The sequence below is a fragment of the Streptomyces sp. NPDC002958 genome (genome assembly GCF_055563255.1).
In genome coordinates this window covers 187,711-212,530 of sequence record NZ_JBVHDS010000007.1, presented here as the reverse complement: position 1 = coordinate 212,530, position 24,820 = coordinate 187,711, and the positions used below count along the sequence as shown (strand labels likewise).

Here is a 24,820-nt window from a genome sequence, read left to right as displayed (position 1 = left end):
CCAGGGGCTTCGTCTATTCCGGGGCAACCGGTTCGACGGTTCAGGCCTTGTCGTACATCGTCGTACGGCATGTACGACGTATACGTACGCCCCCTGACCTTGGACATGCCCCGCCCGGAAGGGGTGTACGCCTGTGCCCGCACTTGTGCTGCTCGGTGCTCAGTGGGGTGACGAGGGCAAGGGAAAGGCCACCGACCTCCTCGGTGGATCCGTGGACTATGTGGTGCGCTACCAAGGCGGCAACAATGCCGGCCACACGGTGGTCGTCGGTGACCAGAAGTACGCACTTCATCTCCTCCCCTCCGGAATCCTTTCGCCGGGGTGTACCCCGGTCATCGGAAACGGTGTCGTCGTCGACCCGGCTGTCCTGCTCTCCGAGCTGAGTGGGCTGAACGATCGCGGCGTGGACACGTCCAAGCTGCTGATCAGCGGTAATGCCCATTTGATCACTCCGTACAACGTCACGATCGACAAGGTGACGGAACGGTTCCTCGGGAAGCGCAAGATCGGCACGACCGGCCGTGGCATCGGCCCGACGTACGCCGACAAGATCAACCGTGTGGGCATCCGCGTCCAGGACCTCTACGACGAGTCGATCCTGGAGCAGAAGGTCGAGGCGGCCCTGGAGCAGAAGAACCAGCTCCTCGCCAAGGTCTTCAACCGCCGCGCCATCGAGTCCGGCAAGATCGTCGAGGAAATGCTCCAGTACGCGGAGCAGATCAAGCCGTACGTCGCCGACACGACGCTGGTCCTGAACAACGCCATCGACGCGGGCAAGGTCGTCCTCTTCGAGGGCGGTCAGGGCACGCTGCTCGACGTCGACCACGGCACGTACCCCTTCGTCACCTCGTCGAACCCGACCGCGGGCGGCGCCTGCACCGGTGCCGGCGTGGGCCCGACGAAGATCAGCCGGGTGATCGGCATCCTCAAGGCGTACACCACCCGCGTCGGGGCCGGCCCGTTCCCGACGGAGCTGTTCGACGAGGACGGCGAGGCGCTGCGCCGGATCGGTGGCGAGCGCGGTGTCACCACCGGCCGCGACCGTCGCTGCGGCTGGTTCGACGCGGTCATCGCGCGGTACGCGACCCGGGTCAACGGTCTCACCGACTTCTTCCTCACCAAGCTGGACGTGCTGACCGGCTGGGAGCAGATCCCGGTGTGCGTCGCGTACGAGATCGACGGCAAGCGCGTCGAGGAGCTCCCGTACAGCCAGACCGACTTCCACCACGCGAAGCCGGTCTACGAGATGCTGCCGGGCTGGTCCGAGGACATCACGAAGGCCAAGACCTTCGCTGATCTGCCGAAGAACGCGCAGGCGTACGTGAAGGCGCTGGAGGACATGTCCGGCGCCCCGATCTCCGCGATCGGTGTCGGCCCCGGCCGCACCGAGACCATCGAGATCAACTCCTTCCTGTAGGGAACACCGCAGCGGCGGCCGACAGGCATGAGGCGTCGGCCGCCGCTGCGTACCCGCCCCACGGACTGGATGGTGTGACTAGTCTGTCCGCCATGAAGGAGCCAGGATGCTGCTGAGATTCCGGGTGGCGAACGTCCGGTCCCTGCGCGACGAGCAGGAGCTGTCGTTCGTCGCGCCCGAAGGCAGCGAGAGGGAACGGGTCGCAGCGCGTGAACTTGCCCTCTCGGACGGCAGTCGGCTTCCTGTCCACACCGTCGTCGGTGTCTTCGGAGCCAATGCCTCCGGTAAATCCAATGTGATCGCCGCGCTGAAGAACATGAAGCACGCGGTCCTGCGCTCCTACGCCGACTGGACATCCTACGACGGCATTCCCCGTGACGAGTTCGCCCTGGATCCCAAGGCCGCGTCGGAGACGACCCTGTACGAGGCGGACTTCGTCCTCGGTGACGGCGTCCGCTGGACGTACGGGTTCGAGCTGGGCGCGCGGCGGGTCGAGGCGGAATGGCTCTACGCCTATCCCAAGGGCCGACGGCAGGTGTGGTTCGACCGGGACGCCGGGCGTGACAAGGCCTTCGACTTTCCCGCTGACCGGCTCCACGACCGCACGCGCCTGGCCCGTACGACCAGGCAGGACGCCCTGCTCCTGACGCGCGCCGCGAACGACGGTCACGAGCAGCTCACCCCGGTCTTCGACTGGTTCAAGAACAACCTCTGGGACGTCACTCCCGAGACCGAGCGCACCCAGCGCGAGGACTACACGGCCATGAAGCTCCTGCGGAGCGAGGACTTCCGGCGGCGGACCGAGGAACTGTTGCGGGTCGCAGATCTCGGCATCGTGGGTGTGGAGGTCGAGCAGTCGTCCTCGGGGCGCCCACTGGTACAGCTGATCCACGCGGGCGGTGGCGAGCGCACGGCGATGGACTGGTCCTCGGAGTCCTGGGGGACCCGTTCCTGGTTCGCGTTGATCGGTCCGCTCCTGCTCGCCCTCGACACGGGTGCGGTCCTGCTCATCGACGAACTGGACGCCAGCCTGCACTCGCGCTTCGCAGCAGAGGTCGTACGTCTCTTCCAGGCACCGTGGGTGAACCCCAGGGGTGCACAGCTGGTCTTCACCGGCCACGATCCCTCCCTGCTGCGGACACCGGGCGGCGGCCGGCTCCTGGAACCGGGGCAGTTGTGGCTCACCGAGAAGGACGAGCGCGGTGCGACGGAGTTGTCGTCGGTCGCGGACTGGGAACCCACGGACGAGGAAGACCTGATGACCTCGTATCTCGCTGGGTCCTTCGGCGCGGTGCCGAAGGTCTCCGAGGGACAGGTCGGGCGACGGCTGGTGCGGACGGACGACTTGGCGCGGATGGAGGCGGAAGAGGTCTGATGGCGAGGCCAAGGGGAGGGGACAGCGTTTCCCGCAAGAAGGGGGGCGTGAAGGGCCGCACGAACCGCGCACGCCAGGTGTACATCTTCACCGAGGGCGAGGTCACCGAGCCCGAGTACATCGACATCATCGTGAAGAAGGGCACACGCGCCAAGCCGGGTGAGAGCGTCGAGCACCACTTCGAGAACGAGAACGCCGTAGGCAAGCACCGCAAGCCGTACGCCATGGTCAAGGACGCCGTCCGCACCCTGCGCAAGGTCGAGCGCGAGGCCAGGGACGCCGGGCTGAAGGAAGGGGACTGGAACTATCCACAGGTGTGGGTGCTCTTCGACCGCGACGACCACCTGAACATCCGCGAGGCCAGGCAGCTCGCGGACAAGGAAGGCGTCAAGGTCGCCTACTCGCATCCCTGCTTCGAGCTCTGGCGGCTTCTGCACTACACGAACTACACCAGCAGCTTCGGCCGCGTCTGCGGTGACGCCAACAGTCGGCTGCGTTCCCGCCCCGGCTTCGCGGCGACGTACGGACGCCAGGTCCGCACCGTCTCCGAGCAGCAGTCGAAGCACATGCGTGAAGAGCAGGTGCTGAGCAAGGACGGGCAGCGATACGCCGACGCCAAGAAGTACGCAAAGGCGATCAACAATCGCGTTGAAACAACCAATCCAGAGAAATGGGATCCGTACACCGACGTCTGGAACTTCGTCGAGGAGGGACTTCTCCTCAGCGGCTATTAGGCTGCGTCGGCGTACCTCCGCGATCGGCCGGGGCCGTCATCTGTCACCCCTTGCCGTCATTCCGTCATCACCAGCACCACACCACCAGGGAGTCCGTCCGTGGCCAAGCTCACGCTCGATCAACTGGAGCGTCACCTCTTCGCCGCGGCGGACATTCTGCGCGGCACCATGGACGCCGCCGAGTACCGCGACTTCCTGTTGGTGCTGCTGTTCCTGAAGCGGGCGAACGACGAGTTCGATGCCGCCCGCGACCGGATCATCGCCCAGGAGATGGAACAGGGCCTGTCCAGGGAAGAGGCCGAGGAGGAGGCGGACGAGCCCTCCCACTACACGCGCGACAGGATCATCTACGTCCCGGAACAGGCCCGCTGGTCCCGGCTGGCCGGCGCGGTGGACGACGTGGCCACGAGCTACCTCCAGCCCGCGCTCGACGCCCTGGAGGGCCATGAGGGCAACGAGCGGCTCCGCGGCCTGTTCGGGCATGTCAACTTCAACAGGATCGGTGGAGGCGGCGGCACCGGAACATCGGCGGCCAAGCTCGCGGACAAGCGGCTCTCCGCGCTCATCGGCCACTTCGGGAGCCTCCGGCTGCGGGGCGAGGACTTCGAGTTCCCGGACGTCATCGGCGCCGCGTACGAATACCTGCTGAAGGACTTCGCCGACTCGGCGGGTGCCAAGGGCGGCGAGTTCTACACCCCGCGTGCGGTCGTGCGGATGATGGTCGAACTGGCCCGGCCGCAGGCGAACCAGCATGTGTACGACCCGTGCGTCGGCTCCGGCGGAATGCTCATCCACACCAAGGAGTACATCGAGGAGCACGGCGGCGACACCGAGGACCTGGCCCTGGCCGGGCAGGACGCCAACAACGGCTCGTGGGTGATGGCCACGATGAACATGCTGTTCCACGGCGCCAGCGACTTCGACCTGAAGACCGGCGACACACTCACCAACCCGTTGCACATCGACAAGTCCTACGACGTGGTGCTCAGCAACCCGCCCTTCTCCATGGACTACAAGGCGGACGATCTGCCGCCCGGCCTCGAAGACCGTATGAAGTACGGCTACACGTCGGAAAAGGGCAAGGCCGACCTGATGTTCCTCCAGCACATGCTGTACATGGTGGAGGGGCGGGGCGGCTCCGTCTTCACCGTGATGCCGCACGGCGTGCTGTTCCGCGGGGGCGCGGAGGGCGACATCCGGACCCGGCTCATCGAGGACGACCTGCTGGAGGCCGTGATCGGCCTGCCGTCCAACATCTTCTACGGCACCGGTATCCCCGCCTGCGTGCTGGTGCTGCGGGCGCGAGGGCAGAAGCACTCGGACCGGCAGGACAAGGTCCTGTTCATCAATGCCGACCGTGAGTTCCACTCGGAGCGGGCACAGAACGTGCTGCTGCCGGAGCACGTGGAAAAGATCGTCTCCACGTTCCACGACGAGGCGGGCGACGGTACGGGCGTGCCGCGGTTCGCCCGCTGGGTGAAGCGGGCCGAGCTGAAGAAGAACGGGTACAACCTCAACATCCGCCGTTACGTCGACAACACCCCGCCGCCCGAGCCCCAGGACGTACGCGCGCACCTGTTGGGCGGGGTGCCGAAGTCGGAGATCGCGGCGGAGGAGAAGGCGAAGCTGCTGGAGGCGTACCGGGTCGAGGTGACCGACCTGTTCGCGGAGCGTGAGACCGACTCCGCCTATGTCGATTTCCTTCCCGAGGGCGAGCGGCCGGACGCCGAGCGGCTGACCGCCCTGGCTGAAGGCCGGGAGCGGGAGCTGTGGGACGCGTTCGACAAGTGGTGGGCGGTGGAGACGGAACAGATCGCTTCGCTGGCGCCCTTCAAGGGCGACGACCGCACGGAGTTCGAGAAGCGGTCCCAGCTCGCCCGGCTGCGCGCCGACCTGATCGACTCGTTCCGCAAGCTGCTGCTCAATGTGGACCTGCTGGACCGGTACGCGCTCGCGGGCGCGGTCGCCGGCTGGTGGCAGGACGCCAGGAACGAGCTCAAGGCCCTGGCCGGCAACGGCTTTAAGGGTGTCGTCGAGGGCTGGGTCGACACGGTCGAGGCGATGCTGGAGCCGGAGCCGAACCCCTGGACCGGCGGCGCGCGCAAGCGCTCGGGCGCGGAGCGGCGCCAGGCGTACGGCCACAAGGTCGTGGCCCGGATCGCCCCGGACTTCCTGCGTGAACTGGCCGAGGCGGACGCGCTCAAGGCCAAATTGGATGCGAAGGTCAAGGCGGCCGAGGAAGCGGAGGCGGCGCGGGCCGCTGCGGCGGCGGGCGTGGTGGGAGAGGACGGCGAGGCGTCCGAGGGCGGAGAAGCCGGGGCTCTTGATCCGGCGGTGGCGGAGGCGCTGCTCAGCGAGGCGGACCTGAAGAAGCTGAAGAAGCAGCGGACTGCGGCGGGCAAGGCGGTGAAGGCGCTGGAGGAGGCGTTCTATCCGCTGGATGGGATGGGGGGCGCCGCGAAGGCCGGTGCACGCGCCGATGCCGCGAAGAAGAAGGCTGAGGCGAAGGCGGCGGAGTCTGCGGCTGCTGCCGCCGTCGAGCAGACGGCACTTGATGTGACGGTTGCTGACGCGGATGCGGTGGAGGAGCGGCCCACGCCCCGGCTGCATGAAGTACGGGACGCGCTGAATGAGGCGGGTGCGCGCGAGATCGTGCTCGGCATTCTTCGGGACGACCTGGCGGCGAAGCTGGAGGGCCATGTGGTGCGGCGTCGGCGGGAGTTGATCGACGCGTACGCGGGGTGGGAGCGGAAGTACCTGGTGTCGCTGCGGGATATCGAGGCGCGGCGCGAGGCCGCGGCACGGCGGCTGAACGGGTTCTTGGAGGAGCTGGACTATGTCGGCTGAACCGGATGAGATCCGCTGGGTTCCCGTGGGGGGGGTCGGCGAGGTGCGGATGGGGAAGCAGCTTTCGCCGGCCAGCAGGGATGCGGCGGGCCAGATGCCCTATCTGCGCGTTGCCAACGTGTTCGAGGGACGTGTTGACTACGGTGACGTGAATTCTATGGGATTCACCGAATCCGAGAAGCGGGTTTATATGCTTCGCCCCGGGGATGTCCTTCTCAATGAGGGACAGGAAAGTCTGACCAATGTGGGGCGGAGCGCCCTGTACGAAGGTGCGTCTGGTGCGTACTGTTTTCAGAACACGTTGATTCGATTTCGGCCTGGCGATGAAGTGATTTCAGAGTACGCTCAAGCAGTTTTTGTGAATTGGCGCCGTACGGGTCGCTTTGCGAGGATTGCTGAGAAGACCAGCATTTCCCACTTGGGTGGGAATCGCTTTGCGAAAATGCTGTTTCCGCTGGTGTCGCTGCGTGAGCAGCATCGAATCGTCGAGATTCTGAATGCGATTGCCGAATCGGAGCGGGTCGAGCGGGGCGAGAGTGAAAAGCTACGCACTGTAGAGGGTGGTGTTATTTCTGCCCTTCTGGGTCGGCGATGCACGCCTCATTCCGGCGTGGTTGGGGAAGGGTACGTTAACTGCGGCTCCGTGCTGAAGATGACGGGAGGTTTTCCGCTGAGGCAAGCCGGGGTGAATCCGTCCGGAAGGTACCCGATTATCGGTAGTAGTGGTCAGGCGGGTAAAGGGGATCGGAAAATCACAGACGGGCCGACTATTGTCATTGGGCGAGTCGGTGAGGGGGGTGTGGGGTCGGTTCGATTTGTATCGGAACCGGCTTGGATTACGGATAACGCCCTATGGGTTCGTGAATTTTCGACCGGCTGGTTGCCTGAATTTCTTGCTATCTATCTGAACTGGTATGACTTGCGTAAACTGCGGAGCCAAACAGGTCAGCCATTGATTACGCAGGGTGCGGTCAAGGGTGTACTGATTCCCCGTCTTGATATTTCCGAGCAGCAGAGAATTGTGCGCGTACGGCAAGCGTGGGGTGAGGAGCTTCGGGCATCTCGCCTGCGCCTTGATAAACTACGTGCTCTGCGGAGCGGAATTATTGACGACCTGTTTCGAAACAAGGTCCGTCCGGAAGCCGCACCGGCTGTGGCGGTCTGACGGGCGCGGAGCGGGAGAAGGTTATGCCTGTCAGGAGGCCGTCCACCGAGCGGCAACGGCGTCTTGGCGCTGAGCTGCGCAGGATGCGCGAGCACATCGGGATGACGATCAACGAGGCCGCCGTCCTGCACCGCACCGATCGCACCACGGTCAGCAACACTGAGTCTGCGCGTTCTGGTGTCAGTAGTGACCGTGTGCGGGTGTGGGCGAACAACTACCGTTGCCCGGACGCCCGATACATTGACGCGCTTGAGGCGATGGCCCGGGAGCGTGGGACCAACTGGTGGGACGTGTACCGGGGTTCACTGCCCGCAGGCCTCCTGGACATTGCCGAGATGGAGCATCACGCGACAATGCTCCGGTCGGCCCAGATCATGCACATTCCGGGCATGCTTCAGCTGCCCGACTACATGCGTGGAATCTTTGCGGAAGCGCTGCCAGTCATGAGCCCCGCAGATCTGGAGCGGCATGTCGAGTTCCGAGTCCGGCGCTCCGCACTCCTCGATCGTGCCGATCCTCCACCGTGTGAGTTCCTTGTCCACGAGTCCGCGCTGAGGATGCGGTTCGGTGATCGCAACGTACTGCGCAGGCAGCTTGAGTACTTGCTGGAGCAGTCCGACCGGCCCAACATCACCATCCGCGTCGTACCGTTCGATTCAGGCGGGTTCGCGAACGCGGGGAGTTCGACGCTGTACGTGTGTGGTCCGGTGCCCGAGCTGGACACGGTTCAGATCGATGTCCCCACTGGCGTGACCTTCCTGCATGCGCAGACCTACCTCGTGAACTATCGGGCGGTTCTTGACCGTATGCGCGAACGTGCTGTCGAGCCGGAGGCTTCCATCGGATTCATCCGGCAGGTGGTGAAAGGGATCTGAAGGTTGGAAACGGTGGAACTTCACTGGCGTAAGGCGTCCTTCTCGGCAGACACGGGAAGTTGCGTTGAGCTGGCTGAGCAGGGCGGAGACATCCTCTTGCGTGAGAGCGACGATCCCGAGGTGATCGTCCGGACAACTCGGGCCAAGCTGCGGGCGTTTCTGGCGGGAGCCAAGGCGGGAGAGTTCGACGACTTTGCATAGGTAGTGCGGCCGTACGGCTTGGCATATGCCGCCTCAACAAAGCTACGCGCAACATGTTGTCTCGCGGTACATGTTGGCCGTACTGTGGGTGTTGCGTTGCTGACACGGCGTGAGGGTGGCCGGTTGGTGGACGCAAAGTGCCCCGGCGGTGTGCAACCACCCCGGGGCGTGGCCAACGCCTCAGAGGAGCGTCAGCATGTTCCACCGTATCCGTACCCGCCTGCCGCGAACACTCGTGCAGGTGACCCTGCCCTTCCTATCGCGCCTCCTGCGCGCCCCCGCTTCCGTGACGTCCGTACCCGCATCGGCCGTCACGCCCCGCGCCGGCGCCGCTACCCCTCCCCAACTCCAGTACGGGTACGGCCCGTTCGGCCTCGCGCCCCGCACCATCGACCCCGAACGCCGCGCCCGCCGCACCGCCATGCGGCTCGCCCTCGACGGGCTGGTGGTCACGGCCGGGGTGGGCCAGGCACACAGCGTCGACAGCCTGGTGCTCACGGCGACGAGGGGAACGGCCTGATGAGTGTGGAACAGGTACGCGTCAGCCGGGTGCCCAGCAAGCCCGTGCGGCGGGAGGCGGACGGGTCGCTCGCCATCGATCTCTGGTTGCGCCGCGAGGGGGCCTTCGAGGCTGATGCCGCGCTCCGCCTCACGCCCGCCGAGGCCGAGACGCTGCACGCCCAGCTCTGCTACGCGCTCGACGACGACACAGCCGCCCTCATCAACCCGGTCTCCGCCCGGCCGGACTGCCGCAAGGGCGTCCTCACCACGCGCCGCCAGACCTGAGCGGCCATCTCCATCTGCCAGGCTCCGCAACCCAGTTGCGGGGCCCGGCACGCGTGTCCGCCCCGCCCTGGCGCACAATGGACCCTTCGCACGGGTTCGCCAGTACGCGGGGGAGGCACGGGGGATGGTTGCCGAAGTGGCCGGAGGGACGACCGAGCAGGTCGAGGCGGAATGGCCGCTGCTGGCGCATCTCAAGGCGATGGGTTGGCAGCACATCGAGGGTGCCAGGCTGAAGGACGCGGGCGAGCGCGACGACTTCCGGGACGTACTGCTGGAGCGGCGACTGCGGGCCGCCGTGCGCCGGAACTCCTCGTGGATGACGGACGACGCGCACGCCGACCCGGCCGTCCTCGCGCTGCGCGCCGCCGCACGGCACGTGTCCGCGCAGTCGCTGTCGCAGGCCAACCGTGACGCGACCGAGCTCCTCTTGGACGGCGTCCTGCACGCCCGCCCGGACGAGCGGGACGTGAAGACGCGGTTCGTCGACTGGTCGTATGAGGCGGTGGAAGGCAGCCGGGAGGAGGTCCTGGCCCGTAACGACTACCTCGTCGTCGACCAGCTGAGGGTCTGCGACGCGGACGGCAAGCCGGCCGTGCTGGACCTCGTGCTCTTCGTGAACGGCATCCCGCTTGTTGTCATCGAGTGCAAGTCCCCAGACGTCCGTGACCCGTTGGGCAAGGCCATCCGCGACCTGCGCGCCTACACCGGGCGCCCGGTGGACGACGACACCCGCAGCGGACCGGGCGCACTGCGGGGTGTCCCGCACCTGTTCGCGCCGGTCCAGCTGCTGGTCGCCGCCGACGGAACGGACGCCGCGCTCGGGACGTACTCCTCCTCCGAGGAGCACTACGCGCTGTGGCGCAGCATCAGCTCGGACTACGCGAAGCCGGAGCATCTCCGGCAGGAACTGCGCGGCTGGGGTCTCCTGGACGCGAAGGCCCGGCCCACCCTCCAGCAGCAGCTGACCGCGATCGTCCTCAAGCCCGGCAATCTGCTCAACATCGTCCGGCACTACGTCTTCGAGAAGCCGCTCGGTGACGACAAGAGCACCGGAGCGAAGCAGCGGGGCCGGGCCGTGGCGCCCCGGACTGCGAAGGTGGTCTGCCGACACCAGCAGTACCGAGCGACGGAGAAGATCGTCGAGCGACTGCGTACCCGCCGGAGCCGCGCCCTCACCGGCGCGGACCTCGACGAGCGCGGCGGTGTCATCTGGCACACCCAGGGTGCGGGCAAGAGCTTCACCATGCAGTTCCTCGCCCGGCGGTTGCACGCGAGCTCGGACCCTGCCCTGAACGGCATCACGATCGTCGCCGTCACGGACCGCATCGACCTTCAGCGGCAGCTGCGCAAGGCCGTCGCGCTGAGTGAGTCCGAGGTGCGGCAGGCGAAGTCCCGGACGGACCTGGAGAGCCTGCTGGGCCGGGCCGGACGCTCCGGCGGACGTGCGGTGATCTTCGCGACCATTCAGAAGTTCCTCGGTGATCTGGTCCGCGCCGACAACGGGGCGAGTGACACGGCGGGTGGTGAAGAACGCTCGCTCGACGGGGAGTTCGAGGCAGGTCGGGCGAAGGCCGCGGCAGGTACGAGCGCACAGGAGGTCGCCGATCCCGCACCGGACGAGGAGACCCTGCGCAAGGCCGCGCGGATCTTCCCCGAGTGCAGCGACTCGGACCGGGTCCTCGTCCTGGTCGACGAGGCCCACCGCTCCCACACCTCCGTTCTCCACGCCTGCCTGCGCAAGGCCCTTCCCAACGCTGCGAGGGTCGGTTTCACCGGCACCCCGCTCATGGAGGGCAGGCTCACCGACACCGGGCGCATCTTCGGCCTGGAGCCGAGCACCACACCGGGCGGGGATCCGGAGTTCCTCGACACGTACCGCATGACCGAGGCGGAACGCGACAAGGTTGTCGTGCCCGTGCGCTACGAGGGCCGGGCGACCACCGCCGAGGTGCGGGACAAGGAGCAGCTGGACGACTGCTTCGAGGACCTGATCGAACCGCTGGAGGAGACCGAGAGGGCGCGAGTACGGGCGAAGTACAGCACACCGTCAAAGCGGGCAGTGGCCGAGTCGCCGCCGCTGATCTGGCGCAAGGCCGCCGACATGCTGGAGCACTACGTCACCGGCCCGCTGACGGGCGGGTTCAAAGCCCAGGTGGCTGTGGTCAGCAGGAAGGCGGCCGTCCTCTACCGCAACGCCTTCCAGGAGGCGCGCACCGAACTGCTGCTGCGTGTCGCGGAGTTCGACCGGAGCGGTCGGCGGGAATCCCTCAGGGGGCGGGATCCGGAGACCTACACCCGCGAGGAATCGCTTCTCCTGCGTGCATGGCAGTTCCAGGAACTGCTACGGCGCATCGACTTCGTACCCGTGATCTCGGCCGGCTCGGAGCAGAAGTCCGGTAGATGGCGCGAGTGGACCGACGAGAAGAAGCAGCGCGAGCACATCGCCCGGTTCCTCCAGCCGTTCCCCGAACTGCCTCCGGACAACCCCTGGGCGGTCACGCCGCCCGCCGAGCCGAATCCGGTTCCCGCCGGTTCCGTCGGCGGCATGAACCCCTGGAGCGACCTGGTCTGGGGCGATGAGGCGGCCGACCCGCCGCCCGTCGCCTTCCTCATCGTGAAGTCCATGCTGCTCACCGGATTCGACGCCCCCATCGAGCAGGCGCTCTACCTGGACCGGCCGATCCGCGACGCCGAACTGCTCCAGGCGATCGCCCGCGTCAACCGGCCCGCCCGCCGCAAGACGGAGGGCCTGGTGGTCGACTACTACGGCGTACTGAACAACCTCGCCGTGACCCTGGCCGCCTACCAGGGCAACCCGCGCGCTCTCGACTCACTGCGCGACATGTCCGAAGAGTTGCCGGAGCTCGGCCGGACGGCCGGGGAGTTCCGCGCGTTCCTGGAGACAGTGGGGATCGACACGGACGGCCTCACGACAAGAGCAGGACTGGCGCAGGCGGTGCTCGAGCTCTCGGACCCCGCACGGCGGGCGGACTTCGACCGGACGCTCGGCGAGTTCCTGGGCGCGGTGGACCGGGTCCTGCCGCACGAGGACGCTCTGGAGTTCCTCCCCGAGGCGCGGGCGTGGAGCGTCCTTCAGATGCGCGTACGACGTCACTACCGCGACGACACCGGCGGCGGCTTCGTGATGCGCGGCTACGGGCGCAAGGTACGGGCGCTCATCGCGGACCACCTGGAGGCACAGGAGGTGAACCAGGCCGTCCCGCCCGTGTCGATCCTCGCTCCCGACTTCGACGAGGTGGTCAGTCGGCTTCCGGTGCGTGAGGCCGCGGCCGAACAGATCCAGGGCTTGCGCTACCACCTGGAGGAGCGACAGGCGGTGGAGGACCGGACGGTGTACCGGCAGCTGTCGGCGGAGCTGGAGCGGGTGCTGGAGGAGTTCGCCGGACGCTGGGACGACATCGTCCGTGAGCTGGGCCCGCTGGTCGAGCGGGCCCGGCGGGCGGAGGAGGCCGACCCGGCTGTCGCCGACCTCACCCCCATGGAGCAGCGGCTCTACGTACTGCTCGGCGAGAAGCTGGCGGAGAGCGAGCTGCTGAACGATCCGGAACCGCAGGAACTGCGCAGGGTCGTGGCCGAGGTGTACGGCGAGATCACCAGCAGGGTGAGCCTGGCTTCCTTCGGCGGTGAGGCGGCTCACGTGGCATGGCTGGAGGCATGCCTCTACACCCGGCTCCGCGGGGCCGGATACCGCCAGAGCGGCGAAGGACGCAAGGAAGTGAAACGGCTCGCCTCGACACTCGCGGGGTACGCCACCCAGCACCTGGAAGCATTCCGGTCCGAGGTGCGGAGAGAATAGCCGCATGCCCACCCGGTTCCTTGACCCCATGTCCCCCCTCGGCGAGCCCGCGCTCACCGAGGACGGGAGCCTGGTCGTCGACGGGTGGGAGCTGAAAGTACGGATCAGCCTCCGCCGTCGGCGTCTGGGCCTGACGGTCGAGCGGGACAGGTCGCTCACCCTGCACGTGCCCAAGGGGTGCGGGGTCCGGCGGGCGGAAGAGTTCGTACGCTCCAGCGCGGGCTGGATCGACACCAAGGCGCGTCTTAGCGAAGAGCGCCGCCAGCTTCATCCCACGCGCTCACTCAGGGACGGCGAGAGTCACCGATACCTGGGGCGGGACCATCGACTCCTTGTTGTTGACAACACGCCGGACGAGGTCCCGGTCCCCGCCGTTCGTCTCGTTGCCGGAAGGCTGCGGCTGGACAGTACGGTCGCGTCCGATCCATCGCTCGCACGTAAGGCGATCGCGGACTGGTACAGCCGGGCGGGGCAGCGCTGGATGCGGGGGCGTCTGCAACCCTGGGCTGCCCGGATGGACGTTCCCGAGCCGACGGTAAGAGTGCGGGACCTGGGCCACCGGTGGGGAAGCTATCGGGCCGGTGCGGACGACGACGGGGTGATTTCCCTGCACTGGGCGGTCTTCCAATTGCCGATCCATCTGGTGGATTACGTGGTGGCGCACGAACTCGCCCACGTCCGGGTGGCCGGGCACGGCCCCGAGTACTGGCGTCTGCTGGGCAGGGCCTTGCCGGAATGCCGTCGGCTGAAGACCGAGCTGGACGAACTGGGCCGTCGGGTGTGGATGGGGGACCTTGCCTGATTGCTCCGGCTTCTCCCGCCGGAGCCGTACGTCAGTCCTTGCCGCAGATCCGCAGCCCCTTCGGCGTCGCGCACGGCAGATGCCCGTGCGTACGGATCACGTCCTGGCCGTTCCCCCGGCTCAGATAGCCCAGGAAGCTGGAGGCCAGGGAGTCGGCGGGCGGCTGACCATAGGTGTATGCGTACTCGATCTCCCGGTACGGGTACGTGCTGGAGCCGATCGTGTCGACGGACGGGACGGTGGAGTCGATGGCGAGCTGGTGCGCTCCCGACAGCTTGGTCCCGGCACGCAGTTCGCTGTAGCCGATCGCGCCGTCGAGCCGGCCGACGGTGGCCAGTACCTGTTCGGTGGAGTCGAGTTCGCAGCGGACGACCCTGGCCTGTGTGTCGTCCTTGGTGGCGCAGTCGCGGGAGGACTGGGCGGGTTCGTTGCGGCCGAGTACGCGGCGCTGGAAGACCTCGCGGGTGCCGGAGTTGGCGTCCCGGCTGACCAGGAGGACGGGCAGGTCGGGCCCGCCGAGCGCCTTCCAGTTGTGGATGTCGCCCCGGTAGATCTTCCGGATGTCGGCGAGGGTCAGGTTCTTCAGCGGTACCCGGTCGTTGACGACGAGGTGGAAGAGCGAGACGGCGACCCGGCTCTCGCGCAACTGCGGGAAGCCGTCCGGCTTGGGGCCGTCGGAGAGCGCGATCAGCGAGGGTGAGCCAGACTTCCCGGCCTTGGCTCCCCGGTCGGCGAGCTCCCGTATCCCGGCGTTGCTGCCGTGCGTGTCGACGGTGACGGTGGAGCCCTCGCACTCCTTCTCGTACTTCTTCGCCAGCTCCCGTACGACCGGCCCGAAGGCGGTGGAACCGGTCACCGTCAGACTGCCCCGGGCGCAGCCGATCGGGGGCGGGGTGTCGTCCCGTATCAGGATGATCGAGGCCAGCGTGATGACGCACACGGTCAGTGCCACGGTGATCAGCCGGGCGGCCCGGCCGAAGAGCGGCGGCTTGTCGTCGGGGCGGGCAGCGCGGTTCGGTGTCACCTCGCCGTCCCGGATGCCGCCCGTGATTCTGATCGGGCTCTCCACGGTTGCCCCGGTGAGCAGCACCAGCAGCTTGAAGTGCTCGCCCCGGTTGAGCGGTACGCGTGGCAGCCGGATCAGCGGACCGCTGTGGTGCATCCCGCCGGCCGGGGTGAAATGCTCCATCAGATGGTCGGCGTCGGGCGCCTGGGTGACCGCGATGCCGCGGACCGTGCGACCGGTGAACTCGACGGTCAGTCCGTGCAGTTCACGGCCTGTGTAGTCGTTGTCGGCGATGGACTGCGAGCCGTCGTTCTCGATCCTCAGCAGGACGAGCGTGGCATCGGCCATGTCCGGCGTCTCGCTGAAGAGACCGAGCCGCACATTGGCCCGGCCCTGACTGACGTCGCTGCCGATCGGGGTGTCCATCTGGACCCGGTAGCCGATACGCTTGCGGCGGGGCACGCGGCGCTCGTACCAGAGCACTCCGACGGAGGCCAGGACACCCAGCACAGCGGTCGCCACGGCCACGATGTTCTCAGCGCTGAACCACTCCACGGCTTCTCTCGCACTCCCCTCGTTGAACTGCGCGTACGTGCGCCGGTGCGGGTCCGGTGTGCAGTTCGGGTCACCGTATGTGCGACGTAGGGGAGTCGGGCGTGCAAGTGGGGTCCCGTCGGACGACGTTCGCCCGCCGTTCGCCGACCGGTCCAGACTTTGACAGGTCTGGATCGGTGGGGCTTCGGCGAGATGATCCGCTCGCTCAACGGCGCTCTGGAGTGCGACGGCGGCGACCCCGCCCAGGTCCAGAGCCGTATCGACCGCTACCGGGCATTCGTATCGGTCCTCGGCACCACCCCCGGCTCCAACCTGAGCTGCTGACCCGCAGTCCGTATATCCGCAGTCCGTAGATCCGCGGTATGCGGATCTACGGACTGCGGATCCCCCTACCCGAAGGGGGGCGTGTCCGGCCCCGGCCGCGCCCCCCGTTTCGGTTCATCGGGCGGCGTCCGCTCCCGCTACGTCCAGGGCCCGGAAGGCGAGCCACAGGTCGTAACGAGCACTCGGCGCCTGCAGCAGCGAGCGCTGAAGAATCGACTCCAGCCGGGTGAGGCGCTTACGGACCCCCGGCACCGAAATGCCCAACGTGGCTGCCGTCGGGCCCAGTTGGGCCTCGCAGTCCAGCCAGGTGCGCAGGGTCGCCCGCGGGTCGGCGCCATTGCGGGAAGCGCCGGACGCGGTGAGCGGGCGCAGCTGCTGGGCCGCCCATTCCTGGACGGCCGGGCCGCGCAGGATGTCGTCGAGACAGGGGGGCGGCCCAGGCGTCGCCCCGTCCGGGCGGACCATCCGGGGCATGGTGGGCGTGGCACGGATGCGCAGGGCCAGGTCGAGGGCGGCCTGATCGGCGACCCGGTTCAGGCCGAGGCCGAGCAGCTCGCCGATCAGCCGGAGCCGTGCTGTCAGGGTGTTCCGGTGGATCTTCAGATGCTGGGTCGCGTGCGAGGAGAACGCGAGCCAGGAGGAGAGGGTCGCCGCGAGTTCCTGGCTTCCCGGGTCATGGCTGCGCCGCGGCAGGTGTGTGAGCAGTGGGTTCAGCAGTGCGTCCGCCCACTGTGCGCCGGCCGCACCGACGACCAGGGCGGCCTCCGGCGCCGATCCGAAGCAGGCATGCCGGGCGGGCAGTCCGCGGGCCACGGCCAGGGCGTGGAACGCCTGGCGGTACCCGGTCGCCGTGTCGGACAGCGGTACGTTCTCGCTCGCCCCCACGACACACTCGTCCACCACATCGGCGACCCGGAGGCCGAGCTGCTGTTCGGCCGCGTCCGGATCGGCCGGCACGACGAGGATCAGATGGCGTGCGTACACCGGACACCGCACGATCCAGGACCGGCCGCCGGAGAGATTCGCGCAGATCCGTGCCACCTCGTCCCGGCGCCCGCTCGGGCACTCCACGACGCACACCCGGACGGGGTCGGGCAGCGTGGGCTTCAGAGCACCCGCCACCTGATGGGCGATGGACAGCTGGCCGGTCATGAGTAGATGCAGCACCGCTTCCCGGCTGCGGGACTCCGCGAGGTCCACCCGGCGGCGCTTGCGTTCCACGGTCTCCGCGGTCCAGCACATGGCGAGAGGCAATGCCACGTCGGAGAGAAGCGTGACGAGTCCGTCCGGCAACGGGCGAGGGGTGACGACGGCCAGGATCGGGGGAGCGGCGTCCGGCGGGCCGTCCAGCGGGAACAGCAGCGCGGTGCGCGGCCCCTTGTCGAACGAGAAGGAGCGTGCGTCGAGTGACACCAGTTCTTTCGCGCACTCGGTGGCCAGCGCGGCCGCTTCGGCGCCTGTACCGTCCGGGGCCCCGGCCACGCCGTGCAGGATGGTGCCGTCCCCGTAGAGCAGTCCGGCCCACCCCTCAGCCCGGCCGGACACCCAGCGCAGCAGCTCCTGCGATCCGCCGGATCGGGCCAGCCGGTACATCCGCAGTACGTCGTCGGCCCGTTCCCCAGCGCGCACGCATCCTCCGCTCCTGCGCTTCCGCGCTCCTGCCGAAATCGGAGTGCAGCGTACCGGTTTGGCTGTGCGGACTGATACCTCTGGCGGGCCACACAGTGCGAACTGAATCTTCCTGATGCCTACCCGACGTTCTAGAGTCCGAACGCGGTCGCGGGGCCCTTCGGGGGAGGGGCACGGGGACGACGGCAGCGGCTCACGGGGGTGGCCGCTGTCGTCGGCCGCGACCGTCTCTTCTCCTTCCGTTGTCAGTGGTGGCCCCTAGGGTCGGCTCAGGATCAGGACACGATCAGAGACGACCGGGAGAGGCCGCCGCCATGGAGTTCCGCATTGAGCGCAGCGCACTGACCGACGCCGTGGCCTGGGCGGCCCGGGTGCTGCCCACGCGCTCGCCCGTTCCTGTTCTGGGCGGGCTCCTGTTGGAGGCGGCTGACGACCGGCTGCGCATCTCGGGGCTCGACTATGAGGCGTCCGCGTGTATCGAGGTGGAGGCGGAGACCGTACGGGCCGGGAAGGTGCTGGTCATGGGCCGTCGGCTGCTCGATGTCTGCCGGGTGCTGCCCGAGGGGGCGGTGGAGTGCGCGGTCGAGGGTTCACGGTTCTCGCTGTCGAGTGACAGTGCCCGGTTCGGGCTCTCGGTGCTGCCGTTCGACGACTATCCGGCGCTGCCGTCGCTGCCGGAGGTGCTCGGTGCGGTGGACGCGGAGGAGTTCGCCGCGGCCGTCGCCCATGTCACGGTGGCGGCGGGCCGGGACGACACGCTGCCGACCCTGACCGGTATCCGGCTGGCGCTCGACGGCGACACGATGACGCTCGCCGCCACGGACCGCTACCGGTTCGCGGTACGCACGCTCCTCTGGAAGCCCGGGATGGACGGCGTCTCGGCCGATGTCGTGGTTTCCGCCCGCAGGCTGACCGAGATCGCCCGCTCCTTCGGCCGGGCCGGAATGGTCCAACTCGCGCTGGACGGCGGTTCGGTCGGTTTCGAACTGGCCGGGATGCGCACCACGGTGCGTCTGCTCGACGGCCGACTGCCGCGCCACGACAAGCTGTTCGCCATGGTGGATCCCGTCTCTGCGGTGACGGACAGGGCACCCCTGGTCGAGGCCGTCAAGCGCGTCGCCGTGGTGGCGGAGGGCGGCAGCCCGCTCCAACTGACGTTCTCCGGTGACTCGGTACTGCTGCAGGCAGGTTACGAGGACGACATCGCCTCCCAACGTCTGCCTGCCGTCCTCGACGGCACCGATGAGCTGACGGTCGCCTTCAACCCCTCGTACCTGATGGACGCCCTGGCCTCGTTCGACGCGCCCGTGGTCCGGTTCGACCTGATGGGCCCCGGCCAGCGCGCGATGGTCACTGGGCGGGCATCCCGGGAGGACGCGGCGGACAATGCATCGCACCCCGCTCACCAACACCTGCTGATGTCGGCGAAGCCGCTGGTCTAGCGAGGCACGGACACGCATCCGGTAGCCCGTTTCATGGGTGCCGGTGAGCGTCACGATGGACTTGCCGCTGGTGCCGAGCTTGAAGTACTGCGAGCCCGCGTCGTACCACTTGCCGACATCTGCGCATGCGCATTGCTGTTGGACGCCTCGAACGGAAGCCGGCCGGTCGACGCGTACGCCAGTACCGAGCCGAGACAGAACACGTCGCACGCCGGGGTAACCCGCTCGCCCCGCACCTGCTCGGGCGCCATGAAGCCGGGCGAACCGACCAGGGCCCCGGTGCGGGTGAGGCCGCCGCCTTCGGTGACGGTGTCGAGTGCCCCGCCCACCGCGCCGACCCGACACTCTGCCCACCAAAGCGCGCCACGCCATACAACGTGGTCATGCCGAGCCGCTCCCGACGCGACTTACGCTCGCCGCATGACCCCTCATGCCCCTCATGCCCCGCAAGTCGACTCCGCTGCCGGTGCGGCTGTGAAGGCCGCTGACCGTGCGCACGTGTTCCACTCCTGGTCCGCCCAGGGCCTGATCGACCCGCTCGCCGTCGCCGGCGCCGAGGGGGCGTACTTCTGGGACTACGACGGCAACCGCTACCTGGACTTCACCAGCGGCCTCGTCTACACCAACATCGGCTACCAGCACCCCACCGTCGTCGCCGCGATCCAGGAGCAGGCGGGCAAGCTCGCCACCTTCGCCCCCGCGTTCGCGATCGAGGCGCGCTCCGAGGCCGCACGCCTCATCGCCGAGCGCACCCCCGGTGACCTGGACAAGATCTTCTTCACCAACGGCGGCGCGGAGGCCGTGGAGAACGCCGTCCGGATGGCCCGGCTGCACACCGGCCGTACGAAGGTGCTCTCCGCCTACCGCTCGTACCACGGCGCCACCTCCACCGCGATCAACCTGACCGGTGACCCGCGCCGCTGGCCGTCCGACAACGGCTCGGCGGGCGTCGTCCGCTTCTGGGCCCCGTTCCTCTACCGCTCGCCGTTCCACGCCGGGACGGAGGCCGAGGAGTGTGCCCGCGCCCTCCAGCACCTGGAGGACACCCTCGCCTTCGAGGGCCCCGCCACCATCGCTGCGATCATTCTGGAGACGATCCCCGGCACGGCGGGCATCATGACGCCGCCGCCCGGCTATCTCGCGGGCGTACGCGAGATCTGCGACCGGTACGGCATCGTCTTCGTCCTCGACGAGGTGATGGCCGGCTTCGGGCGCACCGGCAAGTGGTTCGCCGCCGACCACTTCGACGTGGTGCCGGACCTGATGACCTTCGCCAAGGGCGTCAACTCCGGTTACGTGCCGCTCGGCGGTGTCGCCATCTCCGCCGAGATCGCCGCCACCTTCGAGACCCGCCCCTATCCGGGCGGACTGACCTACTCCGGTCACCCGCTGGCCTGCGCCGCCGCTGTCGCCACCATTCATGTGATGGAGGACGAGAAGGTCATCGAGAACGCCGCCCACATCGGCGAGACGGTCCTCGGCCCCGGCCTGCGCGAGCTCGCCGAGCGCCACCCGTCGGTCGGCGAGGTCCGCGGCCTCGGCGCGTTCTGGGCACTGGACCTGGTCCGTGACAGGGAGACCCGCGAGCCGCTGGTCCCGTACAACGCGGCGGGCGAGGCCAACGTGCCGATGGCGGCCTTCGGTGCGGCGGCGAAGAAGAACGGCCTGTGGCCCTTCATCAACATGAACCGCACCCACGCCGTTCCGGCCTGCAATGTCACCGAGGCCGAGGCCAAGGAGGGCCTCGCGGCTCTCGACGTTGCGCTGTCGGTCGCGGACGAGTACACCGTGTAGCGCGGGCCCTCGCTACCCAGCAGTAGGGTGCCCCTCCCCTGCCCGGATCCGGGCAGGGCAACCCTGGCTTAAGGTGACCCAAGCCGAAAAAGGGGAGGGGCCCATGGGCGCGAGCGGAGCTGTGACCCGCAGTACGCTGCGGCAGCAGATCGCAGACGCGCTGCGTGACGAAGTGCTTGCTGGGCGTTTGCAACCGGGACGGGAGTTCACCGTCAAGCAGATAGCCGAGCAGTACGGTGTCTCCGCGACGCCGGTGCGCGAGGCGCTCTTCGATCTCTCCGCGCAGGGCCTGCTCGAATCGGATCAGCACCGCGGCTTTCGGGTGCGTGAGTTCACCGTCGCCGACTACCGGTCGATGGTCGAGGCCCGCAGCCTGGTCATCGACGGAGTCATCCGCGGCATCTTCTATGGGCCCACGCTGTCGACCGCGCAGATGGGGACGGACCGGGACTGTCTGGTCTCCGTACGCCGCAGGGCACAGGAGGCCGCACGGGCGGCGCAGGGCGGCGACCTCGACATCCTCATCGGCTACGACCTGCGTTTCTGGCGCGAGCTGGGCGCGCTCGTGGGCAACACGTACATCACCGATTTCCTGCACCGGCTGCGCGTCCAGGCCTGGGTGTTCGCGGTGCCGTATCTGCGCCATGACGTGGGCGCCCGGGAATGGCTCTGGCACGGCCATCCGGAACTCGTTGCGGCGATCACGCTCTGCGATCACGACGCGGTGCGTGCGGTGATGGACGACTACAGCGCACACGCGCTGAACTGGGCGGACCGGCTCGCGGCCGGAAACCCCGCGCACCCGGGCCACGGTCCGCAGGGTCCGCGGTCGAACAGGAAGGCCCCGACCCTCGGAGCGCCGGAGCCGCAACCCCCGAAGCGCTGACCGCGCTGACCGCGCTGACCGCGCTGACCGGGCCGGGCCCCGGGCCCCGAAGCGCTGCCCGGGGCCCGGGACCACGGGGCCGCGGCCGGGCCCCTGCCCGCTTCGAGCTAGTCCCGTCACCGCCGACCACTGTGCGCAACGAGCCCACCGCATTACGCTGTCCCGACTGCTGTGAATATTCCGATACGCCCCCGTGGGAGAGCGAGACTTCGTGGCCTGTGACCTGTGGCTGGTCCCCCTCGTCGATGTGCTGTGCCACAGCCCCGACAACCCGTTCGCCGAAGAGATTGCCGTCTACGACAAGGCGCTGGGCGAGGCAGGACTGCCGCCCGTCCCCGTGTACGCCTATATGCCGGGCCTGACAGGCGACGTCGCTCCGATCGCGGGCTTCGACTACGACGCCCTGCACTTTCTGCGCCGCGCCTATCTGCTCCAGCTCAGCGGCTTCGCCGTCATGCCCGTCGATGAACTGGGCGGGGACTACCAGCAGTTGCTGGAGATGTTCGAGGCGACAGCCCAGCAGTCCCACCTGGTCTGGCACTACGACCACGCGGGGGCGTACGTCCCGCTGGACTTCGCCTTCCCGATCTCCAACGACGACCTGCTGGAGGGCGGTGGTCCGCTCGGCTCCGCGCACGGGCTGTTGCGTGAGCTGCAGTTCGTCGCCCCGTCCATCGGAATCGACCCGGCGAACCCGCCGCCCGCCCCGTTGCCGCCCGCCGCACCGACCTCCCTGGAGGAACCGGCAGGCCCTGTCCCGTACGACGGCAGTCCGTTCGCCCGCGAGCGGCACGTCTGGCTGGGCCTGCACGCGGCGGCCACCCGCAGCCTCGCCCAAGGTTCCATGATCATCTTCAGCTGAAGCGGATACCCGGCACAGACATCCGGCACAGACACTGGTGTCGGTGCCGGTACAGGTATGGGTACCGAGGCGGTCAGGCGCCTCCGGTGTCACCGCGGTGGGATCACCGCGGTGACTCCGGGGGCCGCTGCCGCGGCATGTTCGGCCGGGCCATCGTCTGCATCGGGAACCGTCCTGGCAGTGCCCCCTGGTCCGCACGCCCCCCGCCCCCGCCGCCCGACGACAGCGCCTGCATCCCCATGGGTGCCGGCCCGGCCCGGAACTCCACCATCCAGTCCGCGGTTTCGGTCCGCACGAGCTCCGTGATGTCCTCCGAGAACCGCCGCAGCACCCCCAGACACCGCTCGGCTGCCTCGCTGGCCGTCCCCTCGGTCGGGCCAAGCACCTCCCGTACGCACTCCGACGCCCAGTCGAATTGCAGCACCTGAAGCCGCCGCTGCACGGCCTGGGCGGTGGCGAGGTTCCTTATCCAGCCCGAGGTCAGGCCGAAATATCGATCGCACGCCATGCACGCGGCGCCCAGTAGCAGCGACAGATAGCCCCAGCCCGCCGCCCCGTCCAGCGCACCGGTCAGATCGAGTAGTGGCAGCGCGGCGCCCGCGATCGCCCCGGCTGCCGTACCGATCCGCAGCGCCCTGGCCCCGCGCCGCTTCCATACCCGGTCACCCAGATACCAGTCGGCGGTGCGCAGCGCATCGGCCTCGACCCAGCGGTACAGCTCGTCGAGGCGTTCGGCGGGTTCGCCCCAGTCGCCGAGCGGGAACGGCATACCGGTCAGGTCCCGGCCCCGCGTGCCCCGACCCCGCGCGCCCCGGCCGCGTGCGCCGGAGCCCGAACCGGAGGAACCGGCCGAACCGGGCTCGTTGCGGGGCGGCCCTTCGGGCTGCATCTCCGGCTGACTCACCGGGGTACTCCTCTGCATTCTGCGTAACGACGCCTGATGTGCGGCGTGTGTTCGACGGTGGGCTGATCACTGCTCTCCGGCGTGGCCGACTGTCCCGCGTACGTAACCTTGCGTGACGATCGGTGCGCCTGCGTGTCCTGATGCGTATGCCCTTCCTACCGCCGAATGGTGGGCCGTGGGGTCGAAATCGCAGTATTCCCGGGTGTGCAGGGTTTGTGATCAGGTATAGGAGTCCCGCTGACGTTGCCTGAAACTCACTCGAAAGAGTTGCTCGCCAGTGGGTGGGGCGCGCTGCGCGGTGACCACGTAGGCTCGGCGTACCGAAACATTTTGTCGTCGAATTGCCAGGAGTGACCGTGATTCCCGGTGGTGGTCAGCCCAATATGCAGCAGCTGCTGCAGCAGGCCCAGAAGATGCAGCAGGACCTTGCCGCGGCCCAGGAGGAATTGGCCAGGACGGAGGTCGAGGGGCAGGCGGGTGGCGGTCTGGTGAAGGCGACCGTGACCGGCTCCGGTGAGCTCCGTGCTCTGGTGATCGACCCGAAGGCCGTCGACCCGGAGGACACCGAGACGCTCGCGGACCTCGTCGTCGCCGCAGTCCAGGCAGCGAACGAGAACGCGCAGCAGCTTCAGCAGCAGAAGCTGGGCCCGCTGGCCCAGGGCCTGGGCGGCATGCCCGGCCTTCCCTTCTGACCTTCTGAGGCGGTTGGGCCCTTCGGATCTCTTCCGATCTCTTCTGACCTGCGATCCGAACTCGTAAGTTGTAGTCATAGCTCATCCAGGAAGGCGTTCCGTTGTACGAAGGCGTGGTTCAGGACCTCATCGACGAGTTGGGCAGGCTGCCCGGCGTCGGTCCCAAGAGCGCGCAGCGGATCGCTTTCCACATCCTGCAGGCCGAGCCGACCGATGTGCGTCGCCTCGCCCATGCCCTCCTGGAGGTCAAGGACAAGGTCCGGTTCTGTTCGCTCTGCGGCAATGTTGCGCAGCAGGAGCAGTGCAACATCTGCCGGGACGCGCGCCGAGACCAGACGGTCATCTGTGTGGTCGAGGAGCCGAAGGATGTCGTCGCGATCGAGCGGACCCGTGAGTTCCGGGGCCGGTACCACGTGCTCGGCGGCGCGATCAGCCCGATCGAGGGCGTCGGCCCCGACGATCTGCGCATCCGTGAGCTGCTCGCCCGTCTCGCCGACGGCTCGATCACGGAGCTGATCCTGGCGACCGACCCCAACCTGGAGGGCGAGGCCACCGCGACGTACCTGGCGCGGATGGTCAAGCCGATGGGCCTGCGGGTCACCAGGCTGGCCAGCGGCCTGCCGGTGGGTGGCGACCTGGAGTACGCGGACGAGGTCACTCTGGGGCGCGCCTTCGAGGGGAGGCGCCTGCTCGATGTCTGATGCCTT

The 24,820-nt window shown here is 68.2% G+C and carries 20 protein-coding genes and 2 pseudogenes; 18 read left to right on the top strand and 4 right to left on the bottom strand.

The window, feature by feature from the left end:
- Window positions 1-133 precede the first annotated feature (133 nt).
- The 11 genes from ACZ3IC_RS15555 to ACZ3IC_RS15505 all read left to right on the top strand — a co-directional run bounded on the left by ACZ3IC_RS15555 (window position 134) and on the right by ACZ3IC_RS15505 (window position 14,019).
- On the top strand, window positions 134-1,417 hold the full coding sequence (locus ACZ3IC_RS15555; protein ID WP_467416432.1) for an adenylosuccinate synthase: 1,284 nt from the start codon (window positions 134-136) through the stop codon (window positions 1,415-1,417).
- Window positions 1,418-1,523: 106 nt separating this feature from the next.
- Window positions 1,524-2,792 carry an AAA family ATPase gene (locus ACZ3IC_RS15550; protein ID WP_467416429.1) on the top strand — a complete coding sequence of 423 codons (1,269 nt, stop codon included), beginning with the start codon at window positions 1,524-1,526 and terminating at the stop codon, window positions 2,790-2,792.
- Window positions 2,793-2,839: 47 nt separating this feature from the next.
- A complete protein-coding gene (locus ACZ3IC_RS15545; RefSeq protein ID WP_467416427.1) occupies window positions 2,840-3,526 on the top strand; it encodes an RloB family protein in 687 nt (228 codons plus the stop codon).
- 99 nt (window positions 3,527-3,625) lie between these two features.
- Window positions 3,626-6,373, top strand: a complete 2,748-nt coding sequence (locus tag ACZ3IC_RS15540; RefSeq protein ID WP_467416425.1) for a type I restriction-modification system subunit M — start codon at window positions 3,626-3,628, stop codon at window positions 6,371-6,373.
- Window positions 6,363-7,538: a restriction endonuclease subunit S gene (locus ACZ3IC_RS15535; RefSeq protein WP_467416424.1), complete on the top strand. Its 1,176-nt coding sequence runs from the start codon at window positions 6,363-6,365 to the stop codon at window positions 7,536-7,538. The genes ACZ3IC_RS15540 and ACZ3IC_RS15535 overlap by 11 nt, the downstream gene beginning before the upstream one ends.
- A gap of 23 nt (window positions 7,539-7,561) precedes the next feature.
- A complete protein-coding gene (locus ACZ3IC_RS15530) occupies window positions 7,562-8,413 on the top strand; it encodes a Scr1 family TA system antitoxin-like transcriptional regulator (protein WP_467416422.1) in 852 nt (283 codons plus the stop codon).
- Window positions 8,414-8,425: 12 nt separating this feature from the next.
- On the top strand, window positions 8,426-8,614 hold the full coding sequence (locus ACZ3IC_RS15525) for a DUF397 domain-containing protein (RefSeq protein WP_467416711.1): 189 nt from the start codon (window positions 8,426-8,428) through the stop codon (window positions 8,612-8,614).
- A gap of 196 nt (window positions 8,615-8,810) precedes the next feature.
- On the top strand, window positions 8,811-9,134 hold the full coding sequence (locus tag ACZ3IC_RS15520; RefSeq protein WP_467416419.1) for a hypothetical protein: 324 nt from the start codon (window positions 8,811-8,813) through the stop codon (window positions 9,132-9,134).
- On the top strand, window positions 9,134-9,400 hold the full coding sequence (locus tag ACZ3IC_RS15515; RefSeq protein WP_467416417.1) for a hypothetical protein: 267 nt from the start codon (window positions 9,134-9,136) through the stop codon (window positions 9,398-9,400). The genes ACZ3IC_RS15520 and ACZ3IC_RS15515 overlap by 1 nt, the downstream gene beginning before the upstream one ends.
- Before the next feature lie 124 nt (window positions 9,401-9,524).
- Window positions 9,525-13,217: a type I restriction endonuclease subunit R gene (locus ACZ3IC_RS15510; protein ID WP_467416415.1), complete on the top strand. Its 3,693-nt coding sequence runs from the start codon at window positions 9,525-9,527 to the stop codon at window positions 13,215-13,217.
- 4 nt (window positions 13,218-13,221) lie between these two features.
- Window positions 13,222-14,019 carry a M48 family metallopeptidase gene (locus tag ACZ3IC_RS15505; protein ID WP_467416413.1) on the top strand — a complete coding sequence of 266 codons (798 nt, stop codon included), beginning with the start codon at window positions 13,222-13,224 and terminating at the stop codon, window positions 14,017-14,019.
- 31 nt (window positions 14,020-14,050) lie between these two features.
- Here ACZ3IC_RS15505 and ACZ3IC_RS15500 read toward each other — a convergent pair whose 3' ends face one another.
- Window positions 14,051-15,580 (bottom strand): substrate-binding domain-containing protein, encoded by a 1,530-nt coding sequence (locus tag ACZ3IC_RS15500; RefSeq protein WP_467416410.1) that lies wholly within the window; start codon window positions 15,578-15,580, stop codon window positions 14,051-14,053.
- 180 nt (window positions 15,581-15,760) lie between these two features.
- Here ACZ3IC_RS15500 and ACZ3IC_RS15495 point away from each other — a divergent pair.
- Window positions 15,761-15,904 (top strand): annotated as a pseudogene (locus ACZ3IC_RS15495) (glycoside hydrolase family 19 protein); the annotation flags it as partial.
- A gap of 114 nt (window positions 15,905-16,018) precedes the next feature.
- Here the strand turns inward: ACZ3IC_RS15495 and ACZ3IC_RS15490 are convergent.
- A complete protein-coding gene (locus ACZ3IC_RS15490) occupies window positions 16,019-17,497 on the bottom strand; it encodes a helix-turn-helix domain-containing protein (RefSeq protein WP_467416708.1) in 1,479 nt (492 codons plus the stop codon).
- Window positions 17,498-17,847: 350 nt separating this feature from the next.
- On the opposite strand from ACZ3IC_RS15490, the gene dnaN reads away from it, so the two are divergent.
- A complete protein-coding gene (gene dnaN / locus ACZ3IC_RS15485) occupies window positions 17,848-18,975 on the top strand; it encodes a DNA polymerase III subunit beta (RefSeq protein WP_467416409.1) in 1,128 nt (375 codons plus the stop codon).
- Between the two features lie 116 nt (window positions 18,976-19,091).
- Here the strand turns inward: dnaN and ACZ3IC_RS15480 are convergent.
- Window positions 19,092-19,304: pseudogene (locus ACZ3IC_RS15480) on the bottom strand (protein kinase domain-containing protein); the annotation flags it as partial.
- 91 nt (window positions 19,305-19,395) lie between these two features.
- Here ACZ3IC_RS15480 and ACZ3IC_RS15475 point away from each other — a divergent pair.
- The 3 genes from ACZ3IC_RS15475 (at window position 19,396) to ACZ3IC_RS15465 (ending at window position 22,517) form a co-directional block, all read left to right on the top strand.
- Window positions 19,396-20,769: an aminotransferase class III-fold pyridoxal phosphate-dependent enzyme gene (locus ACZ3IC_RS15475; protein WP_467416408.1), complete on the top strand. Its 1,374-nt coding sequence runs from the start codon at window positions 19,396-19,398 to the stop codon at window positions 20,767-20,769.
- 103 nt (window positions 20,770-20,872) lie between these two features.
- Window positions 20,873-21,655, top strand: a complete 783-nt coding sequence (locus tag ACZ3IC_RS15470) for a GntR family transcriptional regulator (RefSeq protein WP_467416406.1) — start codon at window positions 20,873-20,875, stop codon at window positions 21,653-21,655.
- A 211-nt stretch (window positions 21,656-21,866) separates the two neighbouring features.
- A complete protein-coding gene (locus ACZ3IC_RS15465) occupies window positions 21,867-22,517 on the top strand; it encodes a hypothetical protein (protein WP_467416707.1) in 651 nt (216 codons plus the stop codon).
- A 103-nt stretch (window positions 22,518-22,620) separates the two neighbouring features.
- Here the strand turns inward: ACZ3IC_RS15465 and ACZ3IC_RS15460 are convergent, their stop codons facing one another.
- Window positions 22,621-23,421 carry an SLATT domain-containing protein gene (locus ACZ3IC_RS15460; RefSeq protein WP_467416404.1) on the bottom strand — a complete coding sequence of 267 codons (801 nt, stop codon included), beginning with the start codon at window positions 23,419-23,421 and terminating at the stop codon, window positions 22,621-22,623.
- A gap of 356 nt (window positions 23,422-23,777) precedes the next feature.
- Here ACZ3IC_RS15460 and ACZ3IC_RS15455 point away from each other — a divergent pair, with 356 nt between their 5' ends.
- Together ACZ3IC_RS15455 and recR are read left to right on the top strand one after the other, a co-directional pair.
- Complete coding sequence (locus ACZ3IC_RS15455; RefSeq protein WP_266365457.1) at window positions 23,778-24,113, top strand: YbaB/EbfC family nucleoid-associated protein; 336 nt, start codon at window positions 23,778-23,780, stop codon at window positions 24,111-24,113.
- Between the two features lie 101 nt (window positions 24,114-24,214).
- Complete coding sequence (gene recR, locus ACZ3IC_RS15450; protein WP_467416402.1) at window positions 24,215-24,814, top strand: recombination mediator RecR; 600 nt, start codon at window positions 24,215-24,217, stop codon at window positions 24,812-24,814.
- Window positions 24,815-24,820 lie beyond the last annotated feature (6 nt).